The sequence below is a fragment of the Hymenobacter polaris genome (genome assembly GCF_012927305.1).
GTDB classification, from domain to species: domain Bacteria; phylum Bacteroidota; class Bacteroidia; order Cytophagales; family Hymenobacteraceae; genus Hymenobacter; species Hymenobacter polaris.
The window spans coordinates 1,363,299-1,384,351 of record NZ_JABBGH010000002.1; the positions used below are offsets into that span (position 1 = coordinate 1,363,299).

The window sequence follows — 21,053 nt, forward strand, 5'->3', positions numbered from 1 at the left end:
GTAAGTAAAAACTACCTGTATGCTCCTTACTATCCTGGCCGTGCTGGCCGCGCCCGCCCCCAAGTACCCGGTAGCCACCATTGCGCCTGCCCTGCGCGAGAACGCCCACGCGGTGGTGCGCGCTTACGACGAGGTGGTGACCGTGAAATCGGCCAGCCAGCTGGTGAATACCGTGCACAAAGTGGTGACGGTGCTCGATGGCGCGGGCAGCGACAGCTACGGCCAGCTGGTAATCGAGTACAGCGCCCTCAACCGCATCGGCTACCTGCGCGGGGCCGTGTACGACGCCAATGGCCTGCTGCTGCACCAGCTGCGCGCCGCCGAGGTGCACGACCAGGGCGTGGGCAGCGCCGACGGCAGCTTCATGACCGATGTGCGCGTGCGCTACGCCGACCTGCGCCAACCCAGCGGCCCCTACACCGTGGAATTCGACTACGAGATAGTATCGGACAACACGCTCTTTTACCCCAGCTGGCAGCCCCAGCACGCCGAAAACGTGGCGCTGGAGGGCGCGACGCTGCAAGTGACTACCCCCACCAGCCTGCCCCTGCGCTACCACGAGCAGCTGCTGCCGCCCGGCGCGGCCAGCGCGCCCGTGGTGGCCGGCGCGCAAACTACCTACCGCTGGCAGCTGCCCGCCCACCCGGCCGTGGACGAGGAACCCCTGGCGCCCCCGCTCAGCACGCTGCTGCCGGCCGTGCGTCTGGCGCCCGCGGCCTTTGAGGTGCAGGGCTACAAGGGGTCGTTGGCGTCGTGGCAGAGCCTAGGGCAGTGGGTGTATCAGCTGGGCCAGGGCCGCGACCAGCTGCCGCCCGCCGTGGCCGCCAAGATGGCCCAGCTATTGGTAGAGGCCCCTAATCCGCGCGACCGCGCCCGCAAGGTGTACGAATACGTGCAAAGCACAACCCGCTACATTTCGGTGCAGCTAGGCCTGGGTGGCTGGCAAACGGCCCCCGCCAGCAGCGTGGCCAGCGGCGGCTACGGCGACTGCAAGGCCTTGAGCAACTACACCTGCGCGCTGCTGAAAGCCGCTGGCCTGCCCGCCTACGTGGCCCTGGTGAAAGCCGGCCGCGACCAGGCCGACGTGCGCCAGGAGTTTCCCAGCAGCCAGTTCAACCACGTTATTTTGTGCATGCCCCTGGCGGCCCACGGCACGGCGCCCGCCGACACGGTGTGGCTGGAATGCACCAGCCAGACCGATGCCTTTGGCTACATGGGCTCCTTCACGGGCAACCGCCACGCCCTGCTGCTCACGCCCGAAGGCGGCCGCCTGGTGGCCACTCCGCGCTACGCCGCCCAGGCCAACCGCCAGCAGCGCCGCACCGACCTCTGGCTGACGGCCGACGGCGGCGCCAAGGCTACGGTGCGCACCAAGCGCGTAGGCTTGGCCCAGGATACCTACGCCCAGCTGCTGCACGAAGGCGACCCCGAGCAGCAAAAGCGCTACGTATCCAACCGCTTGCCGCTGAGTCACTTCACCATCACCAGCCTGCGCCTGGCCGCTGGCCCCGCCACCGACGCGCTGCCCAGCGTGAATGAGACCCTAGGGCTGGAGCTGTCGGGCCTGGCCACGCCGGCCGGCCAGCGCCTGCTGCTCGAGCCCAACCTGCTGGGCCGCCTGGCCGCGCTGCCCGCCCAGGTGGGCGCCCGCGAAACGCCGCTAGCCCTGCCGCCCGCCGCCCTCTACCAGGATACCGTGCGCCTGCACTTGCCCACCGGCTTCAAAATCGATAACCTGCCCGCCCCCACCGAGCTGAGCACCGCCTACGGCACCTACCGCAGCACCTGCGCCACCCTGCCCGACGGCACCCTGCAGTACGTGCGCCAGCTAGAGCTGCGCCGCCCCAACGGCAGCACGCCCCTGCCCGCCGCCAAATACCCTGAGTACCAGGATTTCCGCCGCAAAGTCAACCAGGCCGACCACACCCAGCTGGTGCTGGTAAAGCACGAGGCGTAGCTGTTGTCACATTATCTATCATTGCGAGCGCGAGCGAAGCAATCGCATCAGAACGACACCTTAGGCGGATTGTTCTGGTGCGATTGCTGCGCTGCGCTCGCAATGACAGCTGCCTTTTCTTTAAGGAGACAATAGACAGCCAACAACTCACAGCCGGTACCGCACTTGGGCCGTTACCTCGGAGCGGGCCGGGCCCTGGATTTGCTCTAGCCCCGAGCCCACGGTGCTTTGGTGGCGGTAGCGCGTGTCGGCGTAGCGCAGCCACAGCGTAAAGTGCTTGTTGAGCGTGAGTTGGGCTAGGGCGTAGGCCCGCGTGCCCTGTCCGTAGAGCGCCGGAATGGAAAACGCGTACAGCACATCCTGCTCAAAAATGTACTGGCGCGTGTCGTAGTCGTCGGTATCAAACAGGGCGTAGCGGGCCGCTAGCAGCAGCCCGCGCCGGGGCTGCACCTGCACATCCTGGCTGAGCACGTAGCCGCGCTGCCAGGGCAGGTTGTCGTCATCGCGCAAGAAGCTGGCTTGCAGGCGCGTGCGCAAGCCTACGGTGGCCGTGGGCTGCGCGTCGCAGTAGAGCAGCAGCGAGTGGCGCAGCTGCTGGCCGGGCAGCGGCAGGGCGCGGCCGCTCTGGCTGGCGGCCAGGTCGAGCGGCTTGAGGCGCGCCCGGTAGAGCACGTAGAGCAGGCTGGTTTTGGTAGGGGTGAAGGACACGCGGGCCAGCAGGTCGCGGCCCTGGCTGGGGGCGCTGACGCGGTAGCGTAGCCACGGAAAGCTGAATTGGTCGAGATACGCGCTTAGCTCCCAGCGGCTAAGGGGCCGCACTTTCAGCCCCACGTACATCCCGCTTTCGTTGATGGTGCGCGTGTTCTCGCTCAGCGCGTTGCCGTAGAAGGTGTGAAAATCGGGGCCGTAGTGCCGCAGCAGCACGGCCGCATCTACCCGAGGGCCCAGGCTGGCTACCAAGCCGTTGAGGGTGCCCAGGCCGCCCCCGCTGCTGCGCCCGCTTTCGCCAAAGAGCAGCAAATTGCGGTAGCCGTAGCTGTAGTGCACGCCCAGCGCCAGGTTATTCTGGCCGCTGAACTCGTAGCGGTTGTAGGGCTCGGGCCGCTTCTGGAACGCGCTGCCGTAGTGCGTGGCCACGGCCGTGGCTCCGAGGGCCAGGTTGCCATCGGGGCTAGTGTAGCCGAGGTGGCCGCCGCCCACGGTTTCGCTCAGGCGCTGGCGGTTGGCTAGCTCGCTGGCCGTGCGGTGTAGGCCCGTTAGCAGCAGGCTGCTGCTAAACTCGGCCAGTTGCGCCAGCGAGTCGGTGGCCTGCCGGGCGCTGGCGTCCAGGTTCTTGCGCGAAGTAAAGACCGTGGCTTCCCAGCCGGGCGCCAGCTGGTAGGTGGCCGCCGCGCCCCGAAAAAACGTGTTTTCGAGCAGCGCCGTGTAGGGCCGCACGCCCAGCGAGGCCCGGCGCAGGTTGGTAATGGTTTCGGCCCCCTTGCCCAGCGCCAGGCCCGACGACAGCAAGAGCCCCTGCCCAAACTGCAATTGGTAGTCGCCCAGCGCCAGGGTTTTCAGTCGGCCTTGGTCGTAGAATACCGCGTGGGCTGATATAAAATCGGGCCCGTACTGGCCGCGCCCCGGCTGCCAGGTTATGGGCTCGCCCGCGTCTTTCTCAGCTGTGAAGCCCAGGCTGAAATCGTGGGCGTGCGCCACCCGGTAGCGCAGCGCCCAGGCATCAGCCGAGCCCAAGTAACGCAGTGTAGGCCGGCCCTGAAAGGTGTCGACCGGCGTGTACCCTTTTTGCTGCTGCAGCACGCGCCGGTAGCGCAGGAGCAAGGCGTTATTCTCTTCGCTCTTAATGCGTTGCCATAAGGGTCCGCGCGCCGCGTTGGCCCTAGGGGCTTCTACCGCCACGAAGGGCGCCACCCGCGCAATGGTGCGCACGTCCCACTCGGGCACCGCTTGCAGCTCATACACGCTCAGCAGCGGGCCGTTGGCCTGGCGGTAGCGCAGCAGGGCTTGCACCTGCTTTTCGGCTAGCAGCGGCAGGGCGCGCAGCTCCTCGGGCGTGGCCGTGTTCAGGTTTAGCGGCGACTGGTAGAGGTTGAGCAGCGTGCCGTAGAGGTCCTCGTAGGGAATCTGGTCGGTCTGGATTTCAGCAAATAGCTCCTGCGCCAGCCGGTCGAACTCGGGCGCCCGGCGCGGGTAGGTTTGCGCCTGCCCCACCCGGCTGCCGAGCAGCCCAAGCAGCGTAAGCAGCCCTAGGGCCAGGCGCCAGCCAAAGCCCGGATGATTAGGTAGTTGGCTAGGCCGAGTCCTGCCGGTGCCCCTAGGGGTGCCGACAGTTAGCAAGAGGGTAAGCCCGCTCATTCGGCAGGAGGCGAGGCCGGCCGCTGCCACTGCCAGTTGGCGCTCAGAAACTGGCTCAGCCCCAGCACCGTGTGCCAGCTCGCCGCGTAGTCGAAGTGGAAATTGCCGGCCGCCACGCCCACGCCGGCCGTGGCCTGCTCGCTCAGCGTGGCGTAGCCCAGGCGCACCGCCACGGCCGGCGCGGGCAGGTATTCGAGGCCCGCGCGCAGGCCGGCGGCGCGCTCCACATCCTTTTCGGCTTCGGCCAGCAGCAGTACTTGCTTGCTGGGGCGGTAGGCCAGCCCGGCGCGCAGCACCGTGGGCACGCGCTCGTCCTGGTAGGTGGCTAGCCGGGCCTGGGTGAGGTTGTAGAGGTAGGCGCCGAAGGTGAGGCGACCCGGCAGCAGCTCGGCCTGCCCGCCCAGCGAGCCCACCAGCGCCCGGCGGCTGCCCAGGTCTTGCAGACTCACTTGCAGCATCTCCAGCCGCCCGCCAATGTTGATGATGCCCAGCCGGTAGCCGTAGGCGGCCCCCAGGCGCACCTCGTTGTAGAGGGCCCCGCCGAAGCGCTGCCCCTCGGCGGCCAGCACGCCCCGGCTGGCGCGGGCCGGTTGCCCGGCAGTTTCAGGCGCTACTACCCCTAGGGGCACGGCCACGGCCGCCGCTACCAGGTTCAGGCTCGGAATAAGGTAGCGATTTTCGAGGTAGGCCCCGGCCGCAGGCTGCGTGAGAGTGCCCAGGCCGGCAGCATTATTAGCCGCCGCCCATACCTCGCCGGCGAGCGTGGTGGCGGCCCCGCCCAGGGCCTGGGCCCGCGCGCCGTGGGTGGCTGGCCCGCCGCCCTGAGCCTGGGCGGCCAGCGGTGCAAGTAGAAATAAATAAACTGCTATTTGTAAATAATTAGGCATAGGCACACTAGCGCAATATCTGGCGAAAGATACTGCTGTTCTGTGAGTAATAATTTGCTTTACTCAACTTAGCGCCCGTGCTTTTCCTGGTAGCAGCTGTTGGGTTTACTTAGCGCTCGTCGCTACTGCCTAGGGCCCCCGAACTTTACTGCGCCGCCCGGCCTTTTCTGCCTATGCTCCGCCGCCTGCTGCTGCTGCTCGTGCGCTTCTACCAGCTGTTTATCTCGCCGCTCACGCCGCCGAGCTGCCGCTACACGCCCACCTGCTCGGCCTATGCCCTGGAGGCCATCGGTAAGTACGGCGCCTGGCGCGGGGGCCAGCTGGCGCTGCGGCGCATCGGTCGCTGCCACCCCTGGGGCGGCCACGGCCACGACCCGGTGCCGTAAATAGGCGGGTTTTGTAGGGCGAAGTTTAACTGCCTAGGGTAGCTTCCGCGTACAAGGCAGCTTATGAAGCTACCGTTGCTGCTGCTGCTTACTACCGGGCTTTCGGCCGCCTGCTCGCCCGCCGCCACCTCCGACGCCCCCGACACCGCCCAAACGCTGGCCCAGGACCACGGGGGCAAAAAGGGTAAGAAGGGCGGCCACAAAAAGAAGAAAGGCGATAAAGACACCGACCAAGCGCTACCCAGCGGGCTGCGCCGAGTGGGCACGCTGCCCGACAACGTGCGCGAAAGCTCGGGGCTATGCGCGGCGCCCCAGGCTGGCAGCTACTTCACCTTCGGCGACGACGGCACCACGCCCACTGTGTTTCGCATCGACGGCACCGGGCACGAGCTGGACAACTTCACCCTGGGGGCACCCAACCACGACTGGGAAAGCCTGAGCCGCGACCCCAGCGGCAACTACTACATGGGCGACTGCGGCAATAATAATAACGACCGCCGCAACCTGGCCATCTTGCGCTTTCGGCCCGACAACCCCAGCCAAGTGGGCCGCATCGCCTTCAAGTACCCCGACCAAACTGAGTTTCCGCCTGCCAAAAAGGAGCGCAACTTCGACTGCGAAGCCAGCCTCTGGCACGGCGGCCAGGTGTACTTGTTCACCAAAGACCGCGGCGCCGAGAGCACCTGCAAAGTGTATACTGTGCCCGAAACGCCCGGCACTTACACCGCCCGGCTCGTGCAGAAAATTGCCCTGCCCGGCGAGGTGACCGACGCTACCCTCTCGCCCGATGGCCGCCGCCTGGTGCTGTTGGCCCGGCAAGAATTGTACGTGCTGGAAGGTGCCACCTGGGAGGCCATCCTGAAAGCCACGCCGCGCCACATTAGCCTGGAAGGCGCGGGCCAAACTGAAGGCGCCGCCTTTAAGAACGCCAACACCTTGCTAATCACTACTGAACAGGGCGCAGTGTATGAGCTAGGGTTGTAGAACGGGCTTTTCCTCATCCGCTAGCCCCAGCTGGCTACTGCTTCACCTCAGCCGGCTCATCTATCTCGTGCGGGGCGTAACCGTAGCGGTTATTCGGGTCTTTGCCGGCGCGCAACAGTACCCATATACCAATCAGGATGAAGGGAATGCTGAGCAACTGCCCGATATTGAGGTGATATTCGGCGATGAGGCCGCCTTCCTTGGCCACTTGGTTTTCCTTCAGGTACTCGACCGCGATGCGGAAGCTGAAGAGCAGCACCACGAATAGCCCAAACAGCAGCCCGCGCGGCGTGTGGTCCTTGTACCTGTTCCAGAGGCCATAGAGCAGCACCAGCAAGAATACGCAGAACAGCGACTCGTAAATCTGGGTGGGGTGGCGTGGCACGGCCATCGGCGAGTCAGGCGCTACGGTCGTGCCCTCGGGCAGCAACCGGTATCCTTGGGTGCCATCGGCATACTGCACGCGCTCGGCGGCTACCTGCACGGCACCGGTCGGCAGCGGGCGCTGCACGGGCTCCAAATGCTCAGTATCGCGCGGAAACACGAAGGCCCACGGCACATCGGTCGGCTTGCCCACAATCTCCGAGTTCATCAGGTTGCCGATGCGGATGCAGGCCCCCCCAATGGCCACCACAATCACAATGCGGTCGAGCACCCACAGGTAGTCGAACTTATTGCGGTAGCTGAAGATAAACACCGCCAGCAAGATGCCGATAGTAGCGCCGTGCGAGGCCAGGCCGCCTTCCCAAATCTTGAAAATATCGAGCGGGTGGTCCTTGTACTTATCCCAGTCGTAGAAAAACACGTGCCCTAGGCGCGCGCCCAGCACCGTGCCCACTACCATGTAAAAGGTAATCACATCGACCCAATACGGCCGCACGCCCTCGCTGCGGTAGATGTGGGTGAGCACAAACGAACCGATAACGAAGCCTAGGGCAAACAGCACGCCGTACCAGCGCAGCAGCAGCGGCCCCAGGTGGGCAATAATGGGGTCAGCGTTCCAGGTAATAAAGCCGAGCAGGTGCATCATGAGTAACAGAAAAACAACGGGAGTCAAAGGTACTTCGGGCGGGGTTGGCGCTGCCGATATTCAGCGCGGGGCCAACTGGGTTGGCTGGCCTGCTTGGTAGCCGTCGGATTGGCTGGCCGACGCGGCAGGGCGCAGGGCGGCATTGTCGCCGCTCACGGCCAGCACGAGGGCCCCCAGCAGCGCCGCGTAGGCTGGGCGGCGCACCCAGGCCGGCAGCCAGGCAATGGCCGCTGCTTGCTGGGTTGCCAGCCGGGCGCGCACGCGAGCGTAAAAGAAGGGCTGCGGCTGGGCCCTAGGCTGCCGGCGAAGCTGCTGCATAAGCCCAGCCCATTCCTCGTCGGAGGTGGCGTGGAAATCAGAATCAGACATGGCGCGGGGAGAACTGAAGGTGGTGGCGCAGGGTGCGGCGGGCCCGAAAAAGCAGCGATTCTACCGCCGCGGTGGTCGTATTGAGCACGGCCGCTATTTCCTCGTAGCTCAGCTCCTGCTCGTGGCGCAAAACGAAGGCTACCTGCTGCTGCGGGGGTAAGCGGCTGATGTGCTGGCGCAATAGCTCCAGTTGCTGCGCCTCCTCCAGCAGGGCCAGCGGGTGCGTATGGTCGGGCGGCTCGGGCAGCGAATGGTCGGCGAAGCCCAGCCAGCTGGTAAAAAAGGCGAACCGCTTCCGGGTGGTCAGGCGGCGGCGGTGCTGCAAAGCCCGCGACGTAGCCAACCGGTAGAGCCAGGTGCTGAGGGCCGCCTCACCCCGAAATCGATTGATGGTTTGGTACACCTCCACGAAAACCTCCTGGGCCACGTCTTCTGCCTCTTCGGGCGAGCGCAGCAGCGAAAAGGCGGTGCTGTATACCTGGTCTTGGAAACGCGCCACCAGGGTGCGAAAAGCGGCCTCGCTGCCTTGCCGCAGCTGCGCAACCAGCGTCGCATCGGCCGCCCAGGTGCTGGTGCCGGGCGGTGCGGGCAAGTCAGAAGCAGCGCGTAGCGGCAGGCTGGGAGCCATAAAAAGCAAGGCAACAGGTCAGGAAAAAGGCGAGTACCGCGCTGGTTGCGGCCGGTAGTCAATGTTCTGGAGCCTTAGGTGCCATTTCCTCAGAAAACTTGCGCTGCATTCTCCAGTGAAAAGATAAACTATTGATTATTAGCTAAAAAGATTATATATTTAGCGGATATAGTAATCTTGCTTACTGGCAAGCACTAACAATAGCCAGAAGAACGTCATGCTGAGCTTGCCGAAGCATCTCTACCACGCAATTAGTGTTCGGTAGAGATGCTTCGGCAAGCTCAGCATGACGTTCTTCTGGCTGCTGTTCAGTTGACCATTAACAGCTCAATGCTTAACAGCCGCTACAGCCCCGCCAGCTCTTGCCCGAAGCCACCGCTCAGGATGGGGAAGCGCAGCCACGAGCGCGGGTCCACGTTGTAGTCGTCCAGGTGGAAGCTGGGGGCATAGCGCTCGCGCTTCCACTGGTTGCGGCTCCAGAGTTGGTAGAAGCGGCGCACGTAGGCGCGTAGCTGCTCGGCATCGTGCTCAGGGCTTTCGGCCACCAGCTGGGCCAGCACGGCCTGGGGCGCCAGCCGGTCATAAAAGGCCAGGCGCTCGATGCGGTTGAGCAGGGCGTAGGGCATTAGGTCGCGCTCGTCGGTCTGCTTGTCGGCCAGCGGGCGCAGCTCGGCAGTAGGCTGCAGGTTATTTACGCGGTGCAGGGCGGCGTAGCCTAGCTCGGTTTCGGCCCAGCGCAGCCACTTCTTCACAAAGTCCTTGTCGACGCCCGCGATGGGGGAGATGCTGCCAGCCGTATCGCCGTCCATAGTGCAGTAGCCCACGCTGGCCTCCGAGCGGTTGCTGGTGGTAATGAGCAGGCAGTTTTGCACGTTGGCCAGCAACCAGATGGCAGGGGCCCGCACCCGCGCCTGGATATTCTGCAGCGCCAGGTCGTCGGTTTGCCAGGTCAGCTCGCGCCCCAGGCCCTGCTCAATCTTGTGCACGTAGCCGCTCACCTCGTCGTCAATCGTCCAGTGCAGGAAGCGCGCCCCTAGGCTATCGGCCAGCTCCTTAGCCGAGGTAAAGGTGTCGTCCGACGAATTAACCGTGCCCTGGTAGGCGCAGGTCAGCAGCTGGCGCACAAGCTGCTGGTTGGCCGTAAGCTGCGGCCCTTCGGGGTTAGGCTGAGCTTCCTGTTTGGCCGCGCCGCCTGCGCCGGTCTGCACCACCTCGGTCTTAGCCGGCTCAAAGGCCCCTAGGCGGCGCTTAAATTCCGCCTCGCCCAACTCAGCCACCCCTAGGCGCACCAGCTCGGCCACGCCCACGGCGCAGAAGCACGAGTCGGCCCCGCCGCTCAGGCTCAGCACGAAGCCCCGGCTGCGGGCCTTGCGCAGGTAGTCAAACAGCCCGAGGCTCATGGCTTGGTTTAGCTCCTTATACTCGTCGGGCGCGGGCAGCGGCACGATGAAGTCAGCCAGCGGCACCGGCTCCGCAAAGCCCACGTCCACCCATTCCAGGTCCACCGCTTTGAAGCTCAGCAGTTGGTTGCGGCGCAGCAAGTGGCCGTTGCGGGCCACTAGTATCTCGCCGTCGTAGATGATGCGGCCGGCCTCGTTGCCCAGCAAGTTGGCGTAGAGGTAGGTGCAGGCAAACGTGCGCGAGCCCTTGAGCACCAGCTGGTAGCGCAAGTCAGTCTTACTCATGGCGAAGTGGCTGGCGCTCGGATTCACGATGAGGTCCACCTTGCCGCGCAGCCGGCAGGCGGGCCGCACGTCGTCGGGTCGCCAGGCGTCTTCGCATATCTCGAAGCCAAACCGCACCCCTAGGTGCTCAAAGGTGAGGTCGCCCAGCGGCCAATTCTCACCCTCAAATTCTACCGTAGTGGTTTCGCCCGCCGGCCAGGGCACGAAGAAGCGCGGCTCATAGTGCACCCCGTCGTTGGCCAGAAACTGCTTGGCCGCGAAGCCCAGCACCTGCCCATCGCGCAGCACCGCGGCCGTGTTATAGGTGCGGTGTGCCAGCCGCACCGGCAGCCCCACCGCCACGCAAATCCCCTCCGTAAGCGGCCGGATTTTCTGCAGCTGCCGCAACGCTTCCAGCGGCAGCCAGTCACTCAGAAACAGGTCCTCGCAGCCGTAGCCCGTCAGGCACAGCTCGGGCAGGCACAGCAGCTCCACGCCCGCCTCCTTCGCCTGCTCAATGGCCGCGCTGATGTTGGCGAGGTTGTTTTTCCAGTCAATCGGGGTTTGGTTGAGGGCGGCTCCGGCAATGCGCATGGCTAAAGAAAAGTTTTTCGTTGGTCCTTGCGAGCCTGCGAAGCAAGCGCACCAAAACGACAGGGGTAGAATAAATTTGTAGGTAATCCTCTTGGTGCGCTTGCTTCTCTGCGTTCGCAAGGACCAGCGAAAATCACACCCCTAGGGTCGCCAGGGCCCGCTCGGCGGCCAGCTGCTCGGCCTGCTTCTTGTTGAGGCCCATGCCGGTAGCTACAGCCTCATCGTCAAGCATCACCGTGGCCGTAAACTCCATGACGCCGCCGGGCCTAGGGCTACCACTCAGCTCGTAGCGCAGGTTTTTGCCCTGGCGCTGGGCCCATTCAATGAGCTTGCTCTTGTAGTTGGCGGTGGTGGTCACCAAGTTATTCACGTCCACAAACGGCTTTAATAGGCCTTTCAGCACGAAGCGGCGGGCGGCCTTGTAGCCTAGGTCGAGGTATACGGCGCCCACCAGCGCCTCCAGGGCATTGCCGTTCACCGAGCGCGAGCGGGCCACGCGGGTTTGAGTGGCATCGAGCTGCACCAGCTTATCAAGGCCCATTTTCAGGGCAATGGCGTTCAGGCTCTCGCGGTTAACGATGCGCGAGCGGGTTTCGGTTAGGAAGCCTTCCTGCTCGTAGGGAAACTTGCGAAAGAGGTATTCGGCCACCACCGCCCCCAAAATAGCATCGCCCAGAAACTCCAGCCGCTCGTTGCTTTGGTGGCGGCCCGCGCCCGGCTCGGCCCGCACCACCGACGAGTGCGTAAAGGCTAGCCGATATAGCCGCGCGTTCACCGGGTCGTGCCCAATCACCGTCGCCACCGCCTGCCGAAACTGCCGGTCGGCGCCCACTAACCGGCGAAACGTACCAAAAAGGGGAATGGACATTCTGTAAACGGTTAGCTACCAGCTGTCAGCCTGTAGCTTTTTATAAAAGGTCATCCAAAAGCACGCCATGCTGAGCTGGCCGAAGCACCTCTACCCAGTAGCCCGAATGGCGCGGTAGAGATGCTTCGGCCAGCTCAGCATGACGGGCTTTCAGCTACTATGCTTGCGAGTTATTCCTCAAACCGGCGAAAAACCACGCTCGTGTTATGCCCGCCAAACCCAAAGGTGTTGCTGATGGCAATGTTCACCTCGCGCTGCTGAGCGGTGTTAGGCGTGAAGTTGAGGTTCTGGTTGATTTCCGGGTCGGGCGTTTCCAGGTTGATGGTAGGCGGCACTACCCCGTTTTGAATGGCTAGGATGGCCGCCACGGCCTCAATGCCGCCGGCGCCGCCCAGTAGGTGCCCGGTCATGCTCTTGGTCGAGGAGATGTTCAGCTTCTCAGCGGCTGGCCCAAACACCGTTTCGATGGCCTTTATCTCGGCGCCATCCCCTAGGGGCGTGCTGGTGCCGTGGGTGTTGATGTAATCCACGTCCTCGGGCTTGATGCCCGCGTCGCGTAGGGCATTCTCCATCACCAGCACCACGCCCGAGCCGCTGGGGTCAGGGGCCGTAATGTGGTAGGCGTCCGACGACATGCCACCCCCGATTAGCTCGGCGTAGATTTTGGCACCGCGGGCCTTGGCGTGCTCGTAAGCTTCGAGCACAATGGCGCCCGAGCCCTCGCCCAGCACGAAGCCGTCGCGGTTTTTGTCGTAGGGCCGCGAGGCGGTTTCGGGCGAGTCGTTGCGCTCGCTCATGGCTTTCAGCGCGTTGAAGCCGCCGATGCCCGACTCGGTAATAGCTGCCTCGGAGCCGCCCGTCACCACCACGTCGGCCAAGCCAAGGCGAATGGTGTTGAAGGCCGTAATGATGGAGTCGGACGACGAGGCGCAGGCCGAGGTCGTGACGAAGTTGGGCCCGCGGAAGCCGTTCTTGATGGAAATATTGCCCGACGAAGAGTCGGCAATCATGCGCGGAATGAAGAAGGGCGAATAGCGCGGCGTGCCGTCGCCGCGGCCAAACTGGAAGCATTCTTCCTGCAGCGACTTCAGCCCGCCGATGCCCGAGCCCCAAATCACGCCCACGCGGTCTTTGTTGACGCCTTCGAGCAGGCCCGCGTCGGCAATGGCTTCGTCGGCCGCCACCACGCCAAACTGCGTGAAGAGGTCCATCTTACGATGCTCCTTACGGTCGAAAAAATCGTCGGGATTATAGCCTTTTACCTCGGCCGCAAAGCGGGTTTTAAACTTGGTGGCGTCGAAGCGCGTGATGGGCGCAGCCCCGCTCACGCCATTTTTAAGGCCTTCCCAATAAGCAGGCGCGGTATTACCCAGCGGGGTAATGGCTCCGATACCGGTTACGACAACGCGGCGAAATGACGACATACACTAGACGCCGAGTGGGCGGCGTTAAAAAAGGACGATGAGAGTGGATAAGGAAGGCAGCTTGCTAAAGCGACCAGGCTGGGTAAGTGAGCGTTGGCCTATTGTTCCTGGCCCGGTTGGCCGGGATGGGTGAGCTAGGGCAGGGGCCTAGGCCAAGCGAGCCTGACAGAAAGCTGCCGAAACTTTAAACTACAAAACCGGCCGGCGGCGGGCCGGCCGGTCTAGGCAAAAGGATGCGGGCCAGCAGCCCAGCGTAGTAAAAAACTACTTAGCGTGCTCTTCGAGGTAGCTAATCGCCTGGCCAACAGTTTGGATGTTTTCGGCCTGGTCGTCGGGAATGCTGACGTTGAATTCTTTTTCGAATTCCATAATCAGCTCGACGGTGTCGAGCGAATCGGCACCCAAGTCGTTGGTGAAGCTGGCTTCCGGGGTTACTTCCGAGGCTTCAACACCCAGCTTGTCGATAATAATGGCTTTTACTTTTTCGGCGATTTCAGACATTGCAGTCGTGGTTTAGGGGAAACTTGATTGCAAAGTAACGTTACTTTTCGCAACTGTGCCGCGAAACTCCCTTCAACCGGGCGTATAAGATTTTGGGCCTCACCTCGGCGCGGGCCCTTGCCGCGCCGCCGCCCGCCGTAGATTTGCGCCCACGCCTTGCCTACCCGCCGCCGCTGCCGCCGCATGAAAACCTTCACGCTGGAGTCTGATTACGCCTGCAACTTTGCGCTGTACGGGCTAGTATCCAGTACCCGCGACTATACCCTGGCCTGGCTACTCAACGGCAGCCTGCGGCTACGGCTGCGGCGCCAGCCCGATTTTTTGCTGCACCTGGTGCAGCAGGGTCCGCTTGCCTTCAGCTACTACTTGCACGCCACCGAAGTGCTTACCTTGCGCCTGCTGCGCAACCGGGCGCTGCTGCCCACGGCCCTGGCCAAGCCCTTCCTAGCCCCCGATATTCGCGAATACGACTACCTGCTGCACGTAGAAGGGGGCGAAGGCGAGCTGGCGGGCACCGAGCTGCTCGACCGCCTCACGGCCCTAGGGGCCGTGCAGTATGCCAGCGAGCTGGACCCCAACGATTTGAAATACAAAGAGAATCTCTTTTTTTAATTTGGCTGCGCCACCCTAGCCGGCGCTTTGCTTCCGTTTATGCAACCAACTTCCCCCGCCTTCAACAAGACGAAGATTGTCGCCACCGTCGGGCCGGCATCCAATACCTACGAGAAATTAGGCATGCTCATCCGCGAGGGCGTGGACGTGTTTCGCCTCAACTTCTCGCACGGTGCCTACGAGGAGCACCTCTCGGTTATCAACCTCGTGCGCCAGCTCAACCAGGACCTAGGCACCAACGTGGGCTTGCTGCAAGACCTGCAAGGCCCCAAGATTCGCCTGGGCGACGTGGAAGGCGGACAGGTCGAGATTAAGGCCGGTGACAAGATTGAGATGGTAGCCGGCGACAAGGAAATAACCACTGCCAAGCGCTTGGCTACCATTTACCTAGGCCTGGCCAAAGATGTAAAGCCCGGCGACAGCATCCTGCTCGATGATGGCAAGCTAGAGCTGAAGGTGCTCTCGACCGATAACGACCGGACGGTGCAGGCCGAGGTGGTGTACGGCGGCACCGTGAAGCCCCGCAAGGGCATCAACCTGCCCAATTCGGAGGTGTCGGCCCCGAGCATGACCGAGAAAGATATAGAGGACCTGAAGTTTGGCTTGGAGCACGGCGTGGATTGGGTGGCCCTGAGCTTTGCGCGCAAAGCGGCTGATATTCAGTTTATCAAAGACCAGATGGCGCAGGCGGGCAAAAGCGCGCGCGTAGTGGCCAAAATCGAAACCCCCGACGGCCTGAAAAATATCGACGAGATTATTGCCCTCACCGATGCCGTGATGGTGGCCCGCGGCGACCTAGGGGTGGAAGTGCGCTCGGAAGAAGTGCCGATGGCCCAGAAGATGATTATCGAGAAGTGCAACCGCGTGGGTAAGCCCGTTATTGTGGCTACCCAGATGATGGAGAGCATGATAACGGCCCCGCGCCCCACCCGCGCCGAAACCAGCGACGTAGCCAACGCCGTCATCGACGGGGCCGACGCGGTGATGCTATCGGCCGAAACGGCCGTGGGTGCTTATCCCGCCGAGGTTATCCGCTCGATGGTGGCTACGGTGCGCAGCGTGGAAAGCCAGAGCGCCAAAATCTACAACAAGTGGTGGCCCATCGATCCAAGCTCCTCCACGTTCATAGTGGATAGCATTCTGTCGGCATCGTGCCACTTGGCGAAGAACACCGCCTCGAAGGCACTAGTAGGCATGACGCACCAGGGCTACACAGCCTTTCAACTGTCGAAATACCGCCCGAAATCAGACATCTTCATCTTCACCGATAACCGCCCGCTGCTCACGGCTCTGAGCCTGGTGTGGGGCGTGCGCTGTTTTTACTTCGACCGCTTCGAGAATACTGATGAAGCCATTGCTGACATCAGCCAAACGCTCACGAGTACTGGTCACCTCAAGCCGGGCGACGCCTTCGTGAGCGCGGGTTCCATGCCCATCACCGACCACGGCGCGGCCAACATGATGAAAGTAAGCATCGCTTAGGACCGCAGATTTAACGGATTTAACTGATTTCGCGGATACGCTTGCTAACGCAAGCTGACTACGCGAGAATTTAGAAACCGTACTTCGCGTAGCTTGAACTTTGCTGTAATCAAGAATAAAAAAGGCCACTGCACAGTGGCCTTTTTTTATGGCTAGCCGAATGCAGCAATAGTGCCCTAGGCTAATGCAAGCCAGCGCAGCCGGCTTACCCTCGTCCGCGTAGTCAGCTTGCGTTAGCAAGCGTATCTGCGAAATCAGTTAAATCTGCGATTAAACGAGAAAGCCCCGCCGGTTGGGGCGGGGCTTTTGATAAGCGCGGGACCGAACGGTGGGGCGGCAGAGTTCGGCCCCGCTAGAACTCGTCTCGCGCTAGAGCGCGTTAACGAGTTTTGCCAGCTTGCTCTTATTGTTAGCAGCTTTGTTTTTGTGGATGATGTTCTTCTTGGCCAAGCGGTCAAGCATCGACGACACTTTCTTGAACAGGTCTTGAGCGGCCGTTTTATCGGTGGTGCCGCGCAGCTTTTTAATGGCCGTGCGGGTCGATTTATGCTGGTAGCGGTTTAGTACGCGCTTCGCTTCGTTGCTGCGGATGCGCTTGATAGCCGACTTATGGTTTGCCATGGCAAGAAAGAGATTCTATAATAGCGGCCGTTAGGCCGGGTTTTCGCGTTTGGGAGTGCAAAGGTAGCAAGCGCGCGGGAGATATACAACCAGTAGCGCACCTTTTTTGTCGGGCCTAGGGCGGCAAAGGAATAGGCTCGTGGCGTTGGGTTGTAGGCGCGCCTACTATCTTAGCTAAGCTATGCCTGTCATTACGCCTTCTGCCTATCGACCGGCCGTTTACCTGCGCAACGGCCACCTGCAAACTATTCTGCCCAGTACTCTGCGCCGGGTGCCCGAGGTGCGCTACCAGCGCCAGCAGCTAGAATTGCCCGACGGTGACTTCATTAGCCTCGATTGGGCGCTGGCGGGCCCGGCGCCGGTCCGTCAGCTTGGTATCATTTCACACGGGCTGGAAGGCAGTAGCAACCGACCCTACGTGCGTGGTATGGCGCGGGCTTTCAACCAAGCTGGTATCGACGCGCTGGCCTGGAACTACCGGGGCTGCGGCGGCGAGCCCAACCGCCTGCCCCGCGCCTACCACCTAGGCGACACGGCCGACTTGGCGGTGGTCATCGACCAGGCCATCGAGCAAGGCTACGAGGAAATTTTCCTGACGGGCTTTTCGGCGGGTGGCAATGTGACGCTGAAATACCTAGGGGAGGCGCCCGAGCGGGTGCCGCCGCAGGTGAAGCGCGCGGCCGTTTTCTCGGTGCCTACCGACCTGAAGGCGGGTTCCGAGAACATTAGCCGCTGGCAAAACCGGGTGTATCTGCGCCGCTTCATGGCTTCGTTGCGGCAGAAAATGCGTGATAAAGCTGCCCAACTGTCGGGGCATTTCGACCTGACTGGCTTAGACGATTTGCACGGTTTTCCGGAGTTCGACGACCGCTACACCGCCCCCATGCACGGCTTTGCCTCGGCCGATGCCTACTACGCGCACGCCGCCTCGGGCCGCTACCTAGGAGGCATCAACCGCCCCACGCTACTGGTAAACGCCCTCAACGACCCGCTGCTGCCGCCCTCCTGCTTTCCGCACGAGGCAGCCGCGGCCAGCGAGTTTCTGTACCTGGAAACGCCCGCGGCGGGCGGCCACGTGGGCTTTGCCGAAGGCCGCCCCGATGGCGAGTACTACTCCGAGCGGCGGGCCATCGACTTCTTGACCCGCGCGGTGCCGGGGTAGCAGTACATGAGTAGGTGAGTAAATGAGTTAAGTATTGAAGCGTAACTTATAAAAAGCTGCGTATAAATACTTTAATCGTTTGACTCGTTCCTAAGCAAGGAAAATCAAAAAAGGAACGTCATGCTTCGGCAAGCTCAGCATGACGTTCCTTTCTAAGAAAACTAATTCAGGAACAAGTCTATCTACTCATTTACCGCTACTGCGCGGGCGAAGTAGCCTCGATGGCCGAGAAGGTTTCGAGGATTTTGTAGGTGTGGCTGGCGCCCTGCGGCACCAGGTAAGAGTCGCCGGGGGCTAAGGGCGTCACCTTACCCTCTAGGTGCAGTTCGGCCCGGCCTTTGAGCACGTAGCCCACGGTTTCGTAGGGGCGGTTGGTGGCGGGCTTGGGCTCGCTGGGCTCCTCGTTTTCCCAGAGGCGTAGCGATACGTGGTGACCGGCGGCCAATTTTTTCTCGCCCTGGTCGCCCTGCAAAGCGTTCGCGGCGTTAACGTTGGAAGTAGACATGAATGGGGTAAAATGGAACCGTGAACAGGCGACGTGGCACGCCGCCCAAACAATGAAAAGGGAAACGCTAGGCGATGGTGGGGTGCCACCCCACCGCCCTAGAACCTAACGGGCCAGGCGCGGTGGTGGTTGTGGCCGCAAAAACCTTTCGCGCCGCCGGGCAGTTACACGAGACCGGCTGCGGCCTACCCGCGCCCGGCCTGCTTTTCCAGTTTATGATTCTGCCGTGTCTACTGCCGTCGCCGAAAAATTTGCCGAGCAACTGGCCCGGGCGCACGCGGCCGTGGCCACCCCGCTGCCGGGCGTAGCCTTCTGCGAGCTGGCCGAGCAGGTGCTGGCCGTGCTGTTTCCCGAGCGGGCCATTCGGCCTCTGGGCGGCGCCGACGCCGTGGCCGCTACCCTGCACCAGCTGCAGGCCGAGCTGGCCGGGCTGCTGGCCCTGGTGCCGGGCCTGCCCGAAGTGCCCACCACGCTGGCCGCCAGCTTGTTTGAGGGGCTGCCCTTGTTGCGGGCGGCACTACTGCAAGATGCCGCTGCCACCCTAGCTGCCGACCCGGCTGCCCAGGGAATGCCAGAGATAATTAACTCATACCCCGGTTTTTATGCTACGGCTATGCACCGCCTGGCCCACGCCCTGCACCAGCGTGGCGTGCCCCGCTTGCCCCGCATGCTAAGCGAGCATGCCCACCGCCAAACGGGCATTGATATTCACCCCGGTGCCCGCATCGGGCCATCCTTTTGCATCGACCACGGCACGGGCATCGTGATTGGCGAAACGGCGCAGATTGGTGCCCACGTCCAGTTTTACCAGGGCGTGACCCTAGGGGCGCTCAGCGTGGCCAAGCATATGCAGGGCCTCAAGCGCCACCCCACCATCGAGGACTACGTGGTTATCTATGCCAACGCTACCATCTTGGGTGGCAATACGGTGATTGGCACCCGCAGCGTCATCGGCGGCAACGTGTGGCTGACCGAGAGCGTACCCTCGCACTCGCGGGTGTACCACCGGGCCCAGCTGCGCATGGCCCGCCAAGACGACCCCGAAGGCGAGCTGATGTTCGTTATTTAAGTTGTTGAGCTAGTGACTATTAGCCAATAATATTTTCTTTTCCCTCTAACAAACTAAGCAGCTAGTAGCCAAAAGCTAGTAGCTAACAGCCAATAAAATGAAAGCCAATAGCATTCTCGACGTAATCGGCCACACGCCGCTCCTGAAACTCAACAAGCTTTTTGCCGCCGAGCGCCCCGATGTGGAGGTGTGGGTGAAGCTGGAGCGCCAAAACCCCGGCGGCTCCATTAAGGACCGCATTGCGCTGAGCATGATTGAGCAAGCCGAAGAAGATGGTATCCTGACCAAAGACAGCGTAATTATCGAGCCCACCTCAGGCAATACGGGCGTGGGCCTGGCCTTGGTAGCGGCCGTGAAGGGCTACAAAATCACGCTGGTGATGCCCGAGAGCATGAGCATCGAGCGCCGCCGCCTGATGCAGGCCTACGGCGCCAACCTGGAGCTGACCCCGCGCGAGGGCGGCATGAAGGGCGCCATTGCCAAAGCCCAGGAAATGGTGAACAACACCCCCGGCGCCTGGATGCCCATGCAGTTCTCGAACCCCGCCAACATTGAGGTGCACAAGCGCACCACGGCCCAGGAAATTTTGGCCGACGCGCCAGAGGGCGGCTTCGACATGCACATTACGGGCGTGGGCACCGGCGGCCACATCACGGGCGTGACGGAGGTGCTGAAGCCGCACTTCCCCCACATGAAAACCTACGCCGTAGAGCCCGAGCTGTCGCCCGTCATCAGCGGCGGCGCACCGGGGCCGCACCCCATTCAGGGCATCGGCGCGGGCTTCATTCCCGAAAACCTGCACACCGATATCCTTGACGGGGTGGTGCAGGTGAGCCGCGACGAAGCGTTTGAGATGACGCGCCGGGCCGCCAAAGAGGAAGGGATTCTATGCGGTATCTCGTCGGGCGCCTCGCTGGCCGCCGTGGGCAAGAAGCTGGCCGAAGTGCCCCAGGGCGGCAAGGTGCTCACCTTCTGCTACGACACCGGCGAGCGCTACCTCTCGGTAGAAGGCTTGTTCGTGTAACTAGCTAGCAGGCTGGTAAACGCAAAGAAAGACGGTCATGCTGAGTTTGCCGAAGCATCTCTACCAAACGACGCGGTAGAGATGCTTCGGCAAACTCAGCATGACCGTCTTTCTTTGCGTTTACTCTATAAACCCTCAACCCTGTGCAAACTCCCACCGCCCCTAGGCCCTTCTGGCGCTGGCTACTGCCACTGGCGGTAGCTGGCTGCCTCTACGTCAATTATATCTATAATGCCCGCCCGCCGTCGGGCGCCCTGAGCAACGGGCAGATGTCGGCCCGGCACCCCACGCTGCTCACGCCAGCGGGATACGCGTTCAGCATCTGGGGCGTCATTTTTTCGGGACTGATTCTCTATACCGTATGGCAGCTGCTGCCGCGGCAGCGCCCGGCGACGCTGCCGGCCCGCCTCACCCCGCCGCTCACGCTGGCCGTGCTGGCCACCACCGCCTGGACGCTGGTGTTCAGCTACGAACTCATTGGCGCCAGTCTACTAGTCATGCTGACGCTGCTGGGGCTACTAGCTTGGAGCTACGCCCGCGCCCGGCCGCTGGTGCTGGCTGGCGCCGCGCCCGCCTGGCCCACTTGGTTTCTGAGCCTGTACCTGGGTTGGATACTGCTGGCCACGGTGCTCAACATCGTGTTTGGGCTGCGCGATGCCTTAGGGTGGCAGTGGCCAGCCGAGGCCAGCGAAGCGGGCGCCTACGGGCTTTTGGCGGTGGCGGCGGCCCTAGGGGTGGCGCTGGCCTGGCGCGGGCGCGATGCCTGGCTGCCCCTGCCCCTGGCCTGGGGGCTGGTGGGCACCTGGGTGGCGCAGCGCCAGACGGCCCCAGGGGTGGCCCTGGCGGCGCTAGTGGCCGCCGCGGTGCTGCTGGCGGGCGCGGGGGGAGCGGGTGCTTTCGGGCGGCGAGTGGCCCTAGGGTAGGTTGCCGC

20 protein-coding genes are annotated in these 21,053 nt (G+C 62.8%); 9 read left to right on the forward strand and 11 right to left on the reverse strand.

The features are described from left to right. Positions 1 to 19 precede the first annotated feature (19 nt). Positions 20 to 1,957, forward strand: a complete 1,938-nt coding sequence (locus HHL22_RS15885; protein WP_169532318.1) for a DUF3857 domain-containing transglutaminase family protein — start codon at positions 20 to 22, stop codon at positions 1,955 to 1,957. A 147-nt stretch (positions 1,958 to 2,104) separates the two neighbouring features. Here HHL22_RS15885 and HHL22_RS15890 read toward each other — a convergent pair whose 3' ends face one another. Then, a complete protein-coding gene (locus HHL22_RS15890) occupies positions 2,105 to 4,312 on the reverse strand; it encodes a helix-hairpin-helix domain-containing protein (RefSeq protein ID WP_169532319.1) in 2,208 nt (735 codons plus the stop codon). Next, the gene (locus HHL22_RS15895; RefSeq protein WP_169532320.1) at positions 4,309 to 5,199 is read right to left on the reverse strand and encodes a hypothetical protein; all 891 of its coding nucleotides are present in this window, start codon (positions 5,197 to 5,199) and stop codon (positions 4,309 to 4,311) included. The genes HHL22_RS15890 and HHL22_RS15895 overlap by 4 nt, the downstream gene beginning before the upstream one ends. A 173-nt stretch (positions 5,200 to 5,372) precedes the next feature. On the opposite strand from HHL22_RS15895, the gene yidD reads away from it, so the two are divergent. Further along, positions 5,373 to 5,585 (forward strand): membrane protein insertion efficiency factor YidD, encoded by a 213-nt coding sequence (gene yidD, locus HHL22_RS15900; RefSeq protein ID WP_169532321.1) that lies wholly within the window; start codon positions 5,373 to 5,375, stop codon positions 5,583 to 5,585. Positions 5,586 to 5,648: 63 nt separating this feature from the next. Next, positions 5,649 to 6,569, forward strand: coding sequence for a hypothetical protein (locus HHL22_RS15905; protein ID WP_169532322.1), 921 nt, complete (start codon positions 5,649 to 5,651; stop codon positions 6,567 to 6,569). Between the two features lie 34 nt (positions 6,570 to 6,603). On the opposite strand, the gene lgt is transcribed toward HHL22_RS15905, so the two are convergent. The 7 genes from lgt to HHL22_RS15940 all read right to left on the reverse strand — a co-directional run bounded on the left by lgt (position 6,604) and on the right by HHL22_RS15940 (position 13,647). Continuing rightward, positions 6,604 to 7,599: a prolipoprotein diacylglyceryl transferase gene (lgt, locus tag HHL22_RS15910; protein WP_317172674.1), complete on the reverse strand. Its 996-nt coding sequence runs from the start codon at positions 7,597 to 7,599 to the stop codon at positions 6,604 to 6,606. A gap of 60 nt (positions 7,600 to 7,659) precedes the next feature. Further along, on the reverse strand, positions 7,660 to 7,968 hold the full coding sequence (locus HHL22_RS15915) for a hypothetical protein (protein ID WP_169532323.1): 309 nt from the start codon (positions 7,966 to 7,968) through the stop codon (positions 7,660 to 7,662). Further along, on the reverse strand, positions 7,961 to 8,596 hold the full coding sequence (locus HHL22_RS15920) for an RNA polymerase sigma factor (RefSeq protein ID WP_169532324.1): 636 nt from the start codon (positions 8,594 to 8,596) through the stop codon (positions 7,961 to 7,963). Before HHL22_RS15920 ends, HHL22_RS15915 begins: the two co-directional genes overlap by 8 nt. A 344-nt stretch (positions 8,597 to 8,940) precedes the next feature. Further along, a complete protein-coding gene (gene nadE / locus HHL22_RS15925; protein ID WP_169532325.1) occupies positions 8,941 to 10,854 on the reverse strand; it encodes an NAD(+) synthase in 1,914 nt (637 codons plus the stop codon). Between the two features lie 133 nt (positions 10,855 to 10,987). Continuing rightward, entirely contained in the window at positions 10,988 to 11,722 is a 735-nt protein-coding gene (gene rnc, locus HHL22_RS15930) for a ribonuclease III (protein ID WP_169532326.1), read from the reverse strand. A gap of 170 nt (positions 11,723 to 11,892) precedes the next feature. Beyond that, entirely contained in the window at positions 11,893 to 13,146 is a 1,254-nt protein-coding gene (gene fabF, locus HHL22_RS15935; protein WP_169532327.1) for a beta-ketoacyl-ACP synthase II, read from the reverse strand. A gap of 264 nt (positions 13,147 to 13,410) precedes the next feature. Further along, complete coding sequence (locus HHL22_RS15940) at positions 13,411 to 13,647, reverse strand: acyl carrier protein (RefSeq protein WP_169532328.1); 237 nt, start codon at positions 13,645 to 13,647, stop codon at positions 13,411 to 13,413. 183 nt (positions 13,648 to 13,830) lie between these two features. On the opposite strand from HHL22_RS15940, the gene HHL22_RS15945 reads away from it, so the two are divergent. Beyond that, on the forward strand, positions 13,831 to 14,259 hold the full coding sequence (locus tag HHL22_RS15945) for an IPExxxVDY family protein (protein WP_169532329.1): 429 nt from the start codon (positions 13,831 to 13,833) through the stop codon (positions 14,257 to 14,259). A 39-nt stretch (positions 14,260 to 14,298) separates the two neighbouring features. Further along, complete coding sequence (pyk, locus tag HHL22_RS15950; RefSeq protein ID WP_169532330.1) at positions 14,299 to 15,741, forward strand: pyruvate kinase; 1,443 nt, start codon at positions 14,299 to 14,301, stop codon at positions 15,739 to 15,741. A 369-nt stretch (positions 15,742 to 16,110) separates the two neighbouring features. Here the strand turns inward: pyk and rpsT are convergent, their stop codons facing one another. Beyond that, positions 16,111 to 16,362, reverse strand: a complete 252-nt coding sequence (gene rpsT / locus HHL22_RS15955; RefSeq protein WP_169532331.1) for a 30S ribosomal protein S20 — start codon at positions 16,360 to 16,362, stop codon at positions 16,111 to 16,113. A 181-nt stretch (positions 16,363 to 16,543) separates the two neighbouring features. Here rpsT and HHL22_RS15960 point away from each other — a divergent pair, with 181 nt between their 5' ends. After that, on the forward strand, positions 16,544 to 17,524 hold the full coding sequence (locus HHL22_RS15960) for a YheT family hydrolase (protein ID WP_169532332.1): 981 nt from the start codon (positions 16,544 to 16,546) through the stop codon (positions 17,522 to 17,524). A gap of 196 nt (positions 17,525 to 17,720) precedes the next feature. Here the strand turns inward: HHL22_RS15960 and HHL22_RS15965 are convergent, their stop codons facing one another. After that, complete coding sequence (locus HHL22_RS15965) at positions 17,721 to 18,029, reverse strand: cupin domain-containing protein (RefSeq protein ID WP_169532333.1); 309 nt, start codon at positions 18,027 to 18,029, stop codon at positions 17,721 to 17,723. Positions 18,030 to 18,255: 226 nt separating this feature from the next. Between HHL22_RS15965 and HHL22_RS24105 the strand changes: the two genes are divergently transcribed. From HHL22_RS24105 to HHL22_RS15980, 3 genes are all read left to right on the forward strand, one after another. Further along, the gene (locus HHL22_RS24105) at positions 18,256 to 19,098 is read left to right on the forward strand and encodes a serine O-acetyltransferase (RefSeq protein WP_317172675.1); all 843 of its coding nucleotides are present in this window, start codon (positions 18,256 to 18,258) and stop codon (positions 19,096 to 19,098) included. Between the two features lie 97 nt (positions 19,099 to 19,195). After that, positions 19,196 to 20,122, forward strand: coding sequence for a cysteine synthase A (gene cysK / locus HHL22_RS15975; RefSeq protein ID WP_169532334.1), 927 nt, complete (start codon positions 19,196 to 19,198; stop codon positions 20,120 to 20,122). A gap of 143 nt (positions 20,123 to 20,265) precedes the next feature. Continuing rightward, positions 20,266 to 21,045 (forward strand): tryptophan-rich sensory protein, encoded by a 780-nt coding sequence (locus HHL22_RS15980; RefSeq protein ID WP_169532335.1) that lies wholly within the window; start codon positions 20,266 to 20,268, stop codon positions 21,043 to 21,045. The last annotated feature ends 8 nt before the right edge of the window (positions 21,046 to 21,053 follow it).

Bases quoted from the DNA above. Each gene is read 5' to 3' on its own strand.
- HHL22_RS15915 (WP_169532323.1), bottom strand. From the start codon at position 7,968: ATGTCTGATTCTGATTTCCACGCCACCTCCGACGAGGAATGGGCTGGG.
- HHL22_RS15965 (WP_169532333.1), bottom strand. From the start codon at position 18,029: ATGTCTACTTCCAACGTTAACGCCGCGAACGCTTTGCAGGGCGACCAG.
- HHL22_RS15895 (WP_169532320.1), bottom strand. From the start codon at position 5,199: ATGCCTAATTATTTACAAATAGCAGTTTATTTATTTCTACTTGCACCG.
- HHL22_RS15940 (WP_169532328.1), bottom strand. From the start codon at position 13,647: ATGTCTGAAATCGCCGAAAAAGTAAAAGCCATTATTATCGACAAGCTG.
- nadE (WP_169532325.1), bottom strand. From the start codon at position 10,854: ATGCGCATTGCCGGAGCCGCCCTCAACCAAACCCCGATTGACTGGAAA.
- rnc (WP_169532326.1), bottom strand. From the start codon at position 11,722: ATGTCCATTCCCCTTTTTGGTACGTTTCGCCGGTTAGTGGGCGCCGAC.
- HHL22_RS15905 (WP_169532322.1), top strand. From the start codon at position 5,649: ATGAAGCTACCGTTGCTGCTGCTGCTTACTACCGGGCTTTCGGCCGCC.
- HHL22_RS15920 (WP_169532324.1), bottom strand. From the start codon at position 8,596: ATGGCTCCCAGCCTGCCGCTACGCGCTGCTTCTGACTTGCCCGCACCG.
- HHL22_RS15890 (WP_169532319.1), bottom strand. From the start codon at position 4,312: ATGAGCGGGCTTACCCTCTTGCTAACTGTCGGCACCCCTAGGGGCACC.
- lgt (WP_317172674.1), bottom strand. From the start codon at position 7,599: ATGATGCACCTGCTCGGCTTTATTACCTGGAACGCTGACCCCATTATT.
- HHL22_RS15945 (WP_169532329.1), top strand. From the start codon at position 13,831: ATGAAAACCTTCACGCTGGAGTCTGATTACGCCTGCAACTTTGCGCTG.
- yidD (WP_169532321.1), top strand. From the start codon at position 5,373: ATGCTCCGCCGCCTGCTGCTGCTGCTCGTGCGCTTCTACCAGCTGTTT.
- fabF (WP_169532327.1), bottom strand. From the start codon at position 13,146: ATGTCGTCATTTCGCCGCGTTGTCGTAACCGGTATCGGAGCCATTACC.
- HHL22_RS15885 (WP_169532318.1), top strand. From the start codon at position 20: ATGCTCCTTACTATCCTGGCCGTGCTGGCCGCGCCCGCCCCCAAGTAC.
- rpsT (WP_169532331.1), bottom strand. From the start codon at position 16,362: ATGGCAAACCATAAGTCGGCTATCAAGCGCATCCGCAGCAACGAAGCG.
- cysK (WP_169532334.1), top strand. From the start codon at position 19,196: ATGAAAGCCAATAGCATTCTCGACGTAATCGGCCACACGCCGCTCCTG.
- pyk (WP_169532330.1), top strand. From the start codon at position 14,299: ATGCAACCAACTTCCCCCGCCTTCAACAAGACGAAGATTGTCGCCACC.
- HHL22_RS15960 (WP_169532332.1), top strand. From the start codon at position 16,544: ATGCCTGTCATTACGCCTTCTGCCTATCGACCGGCCGTTTACCTGCGC.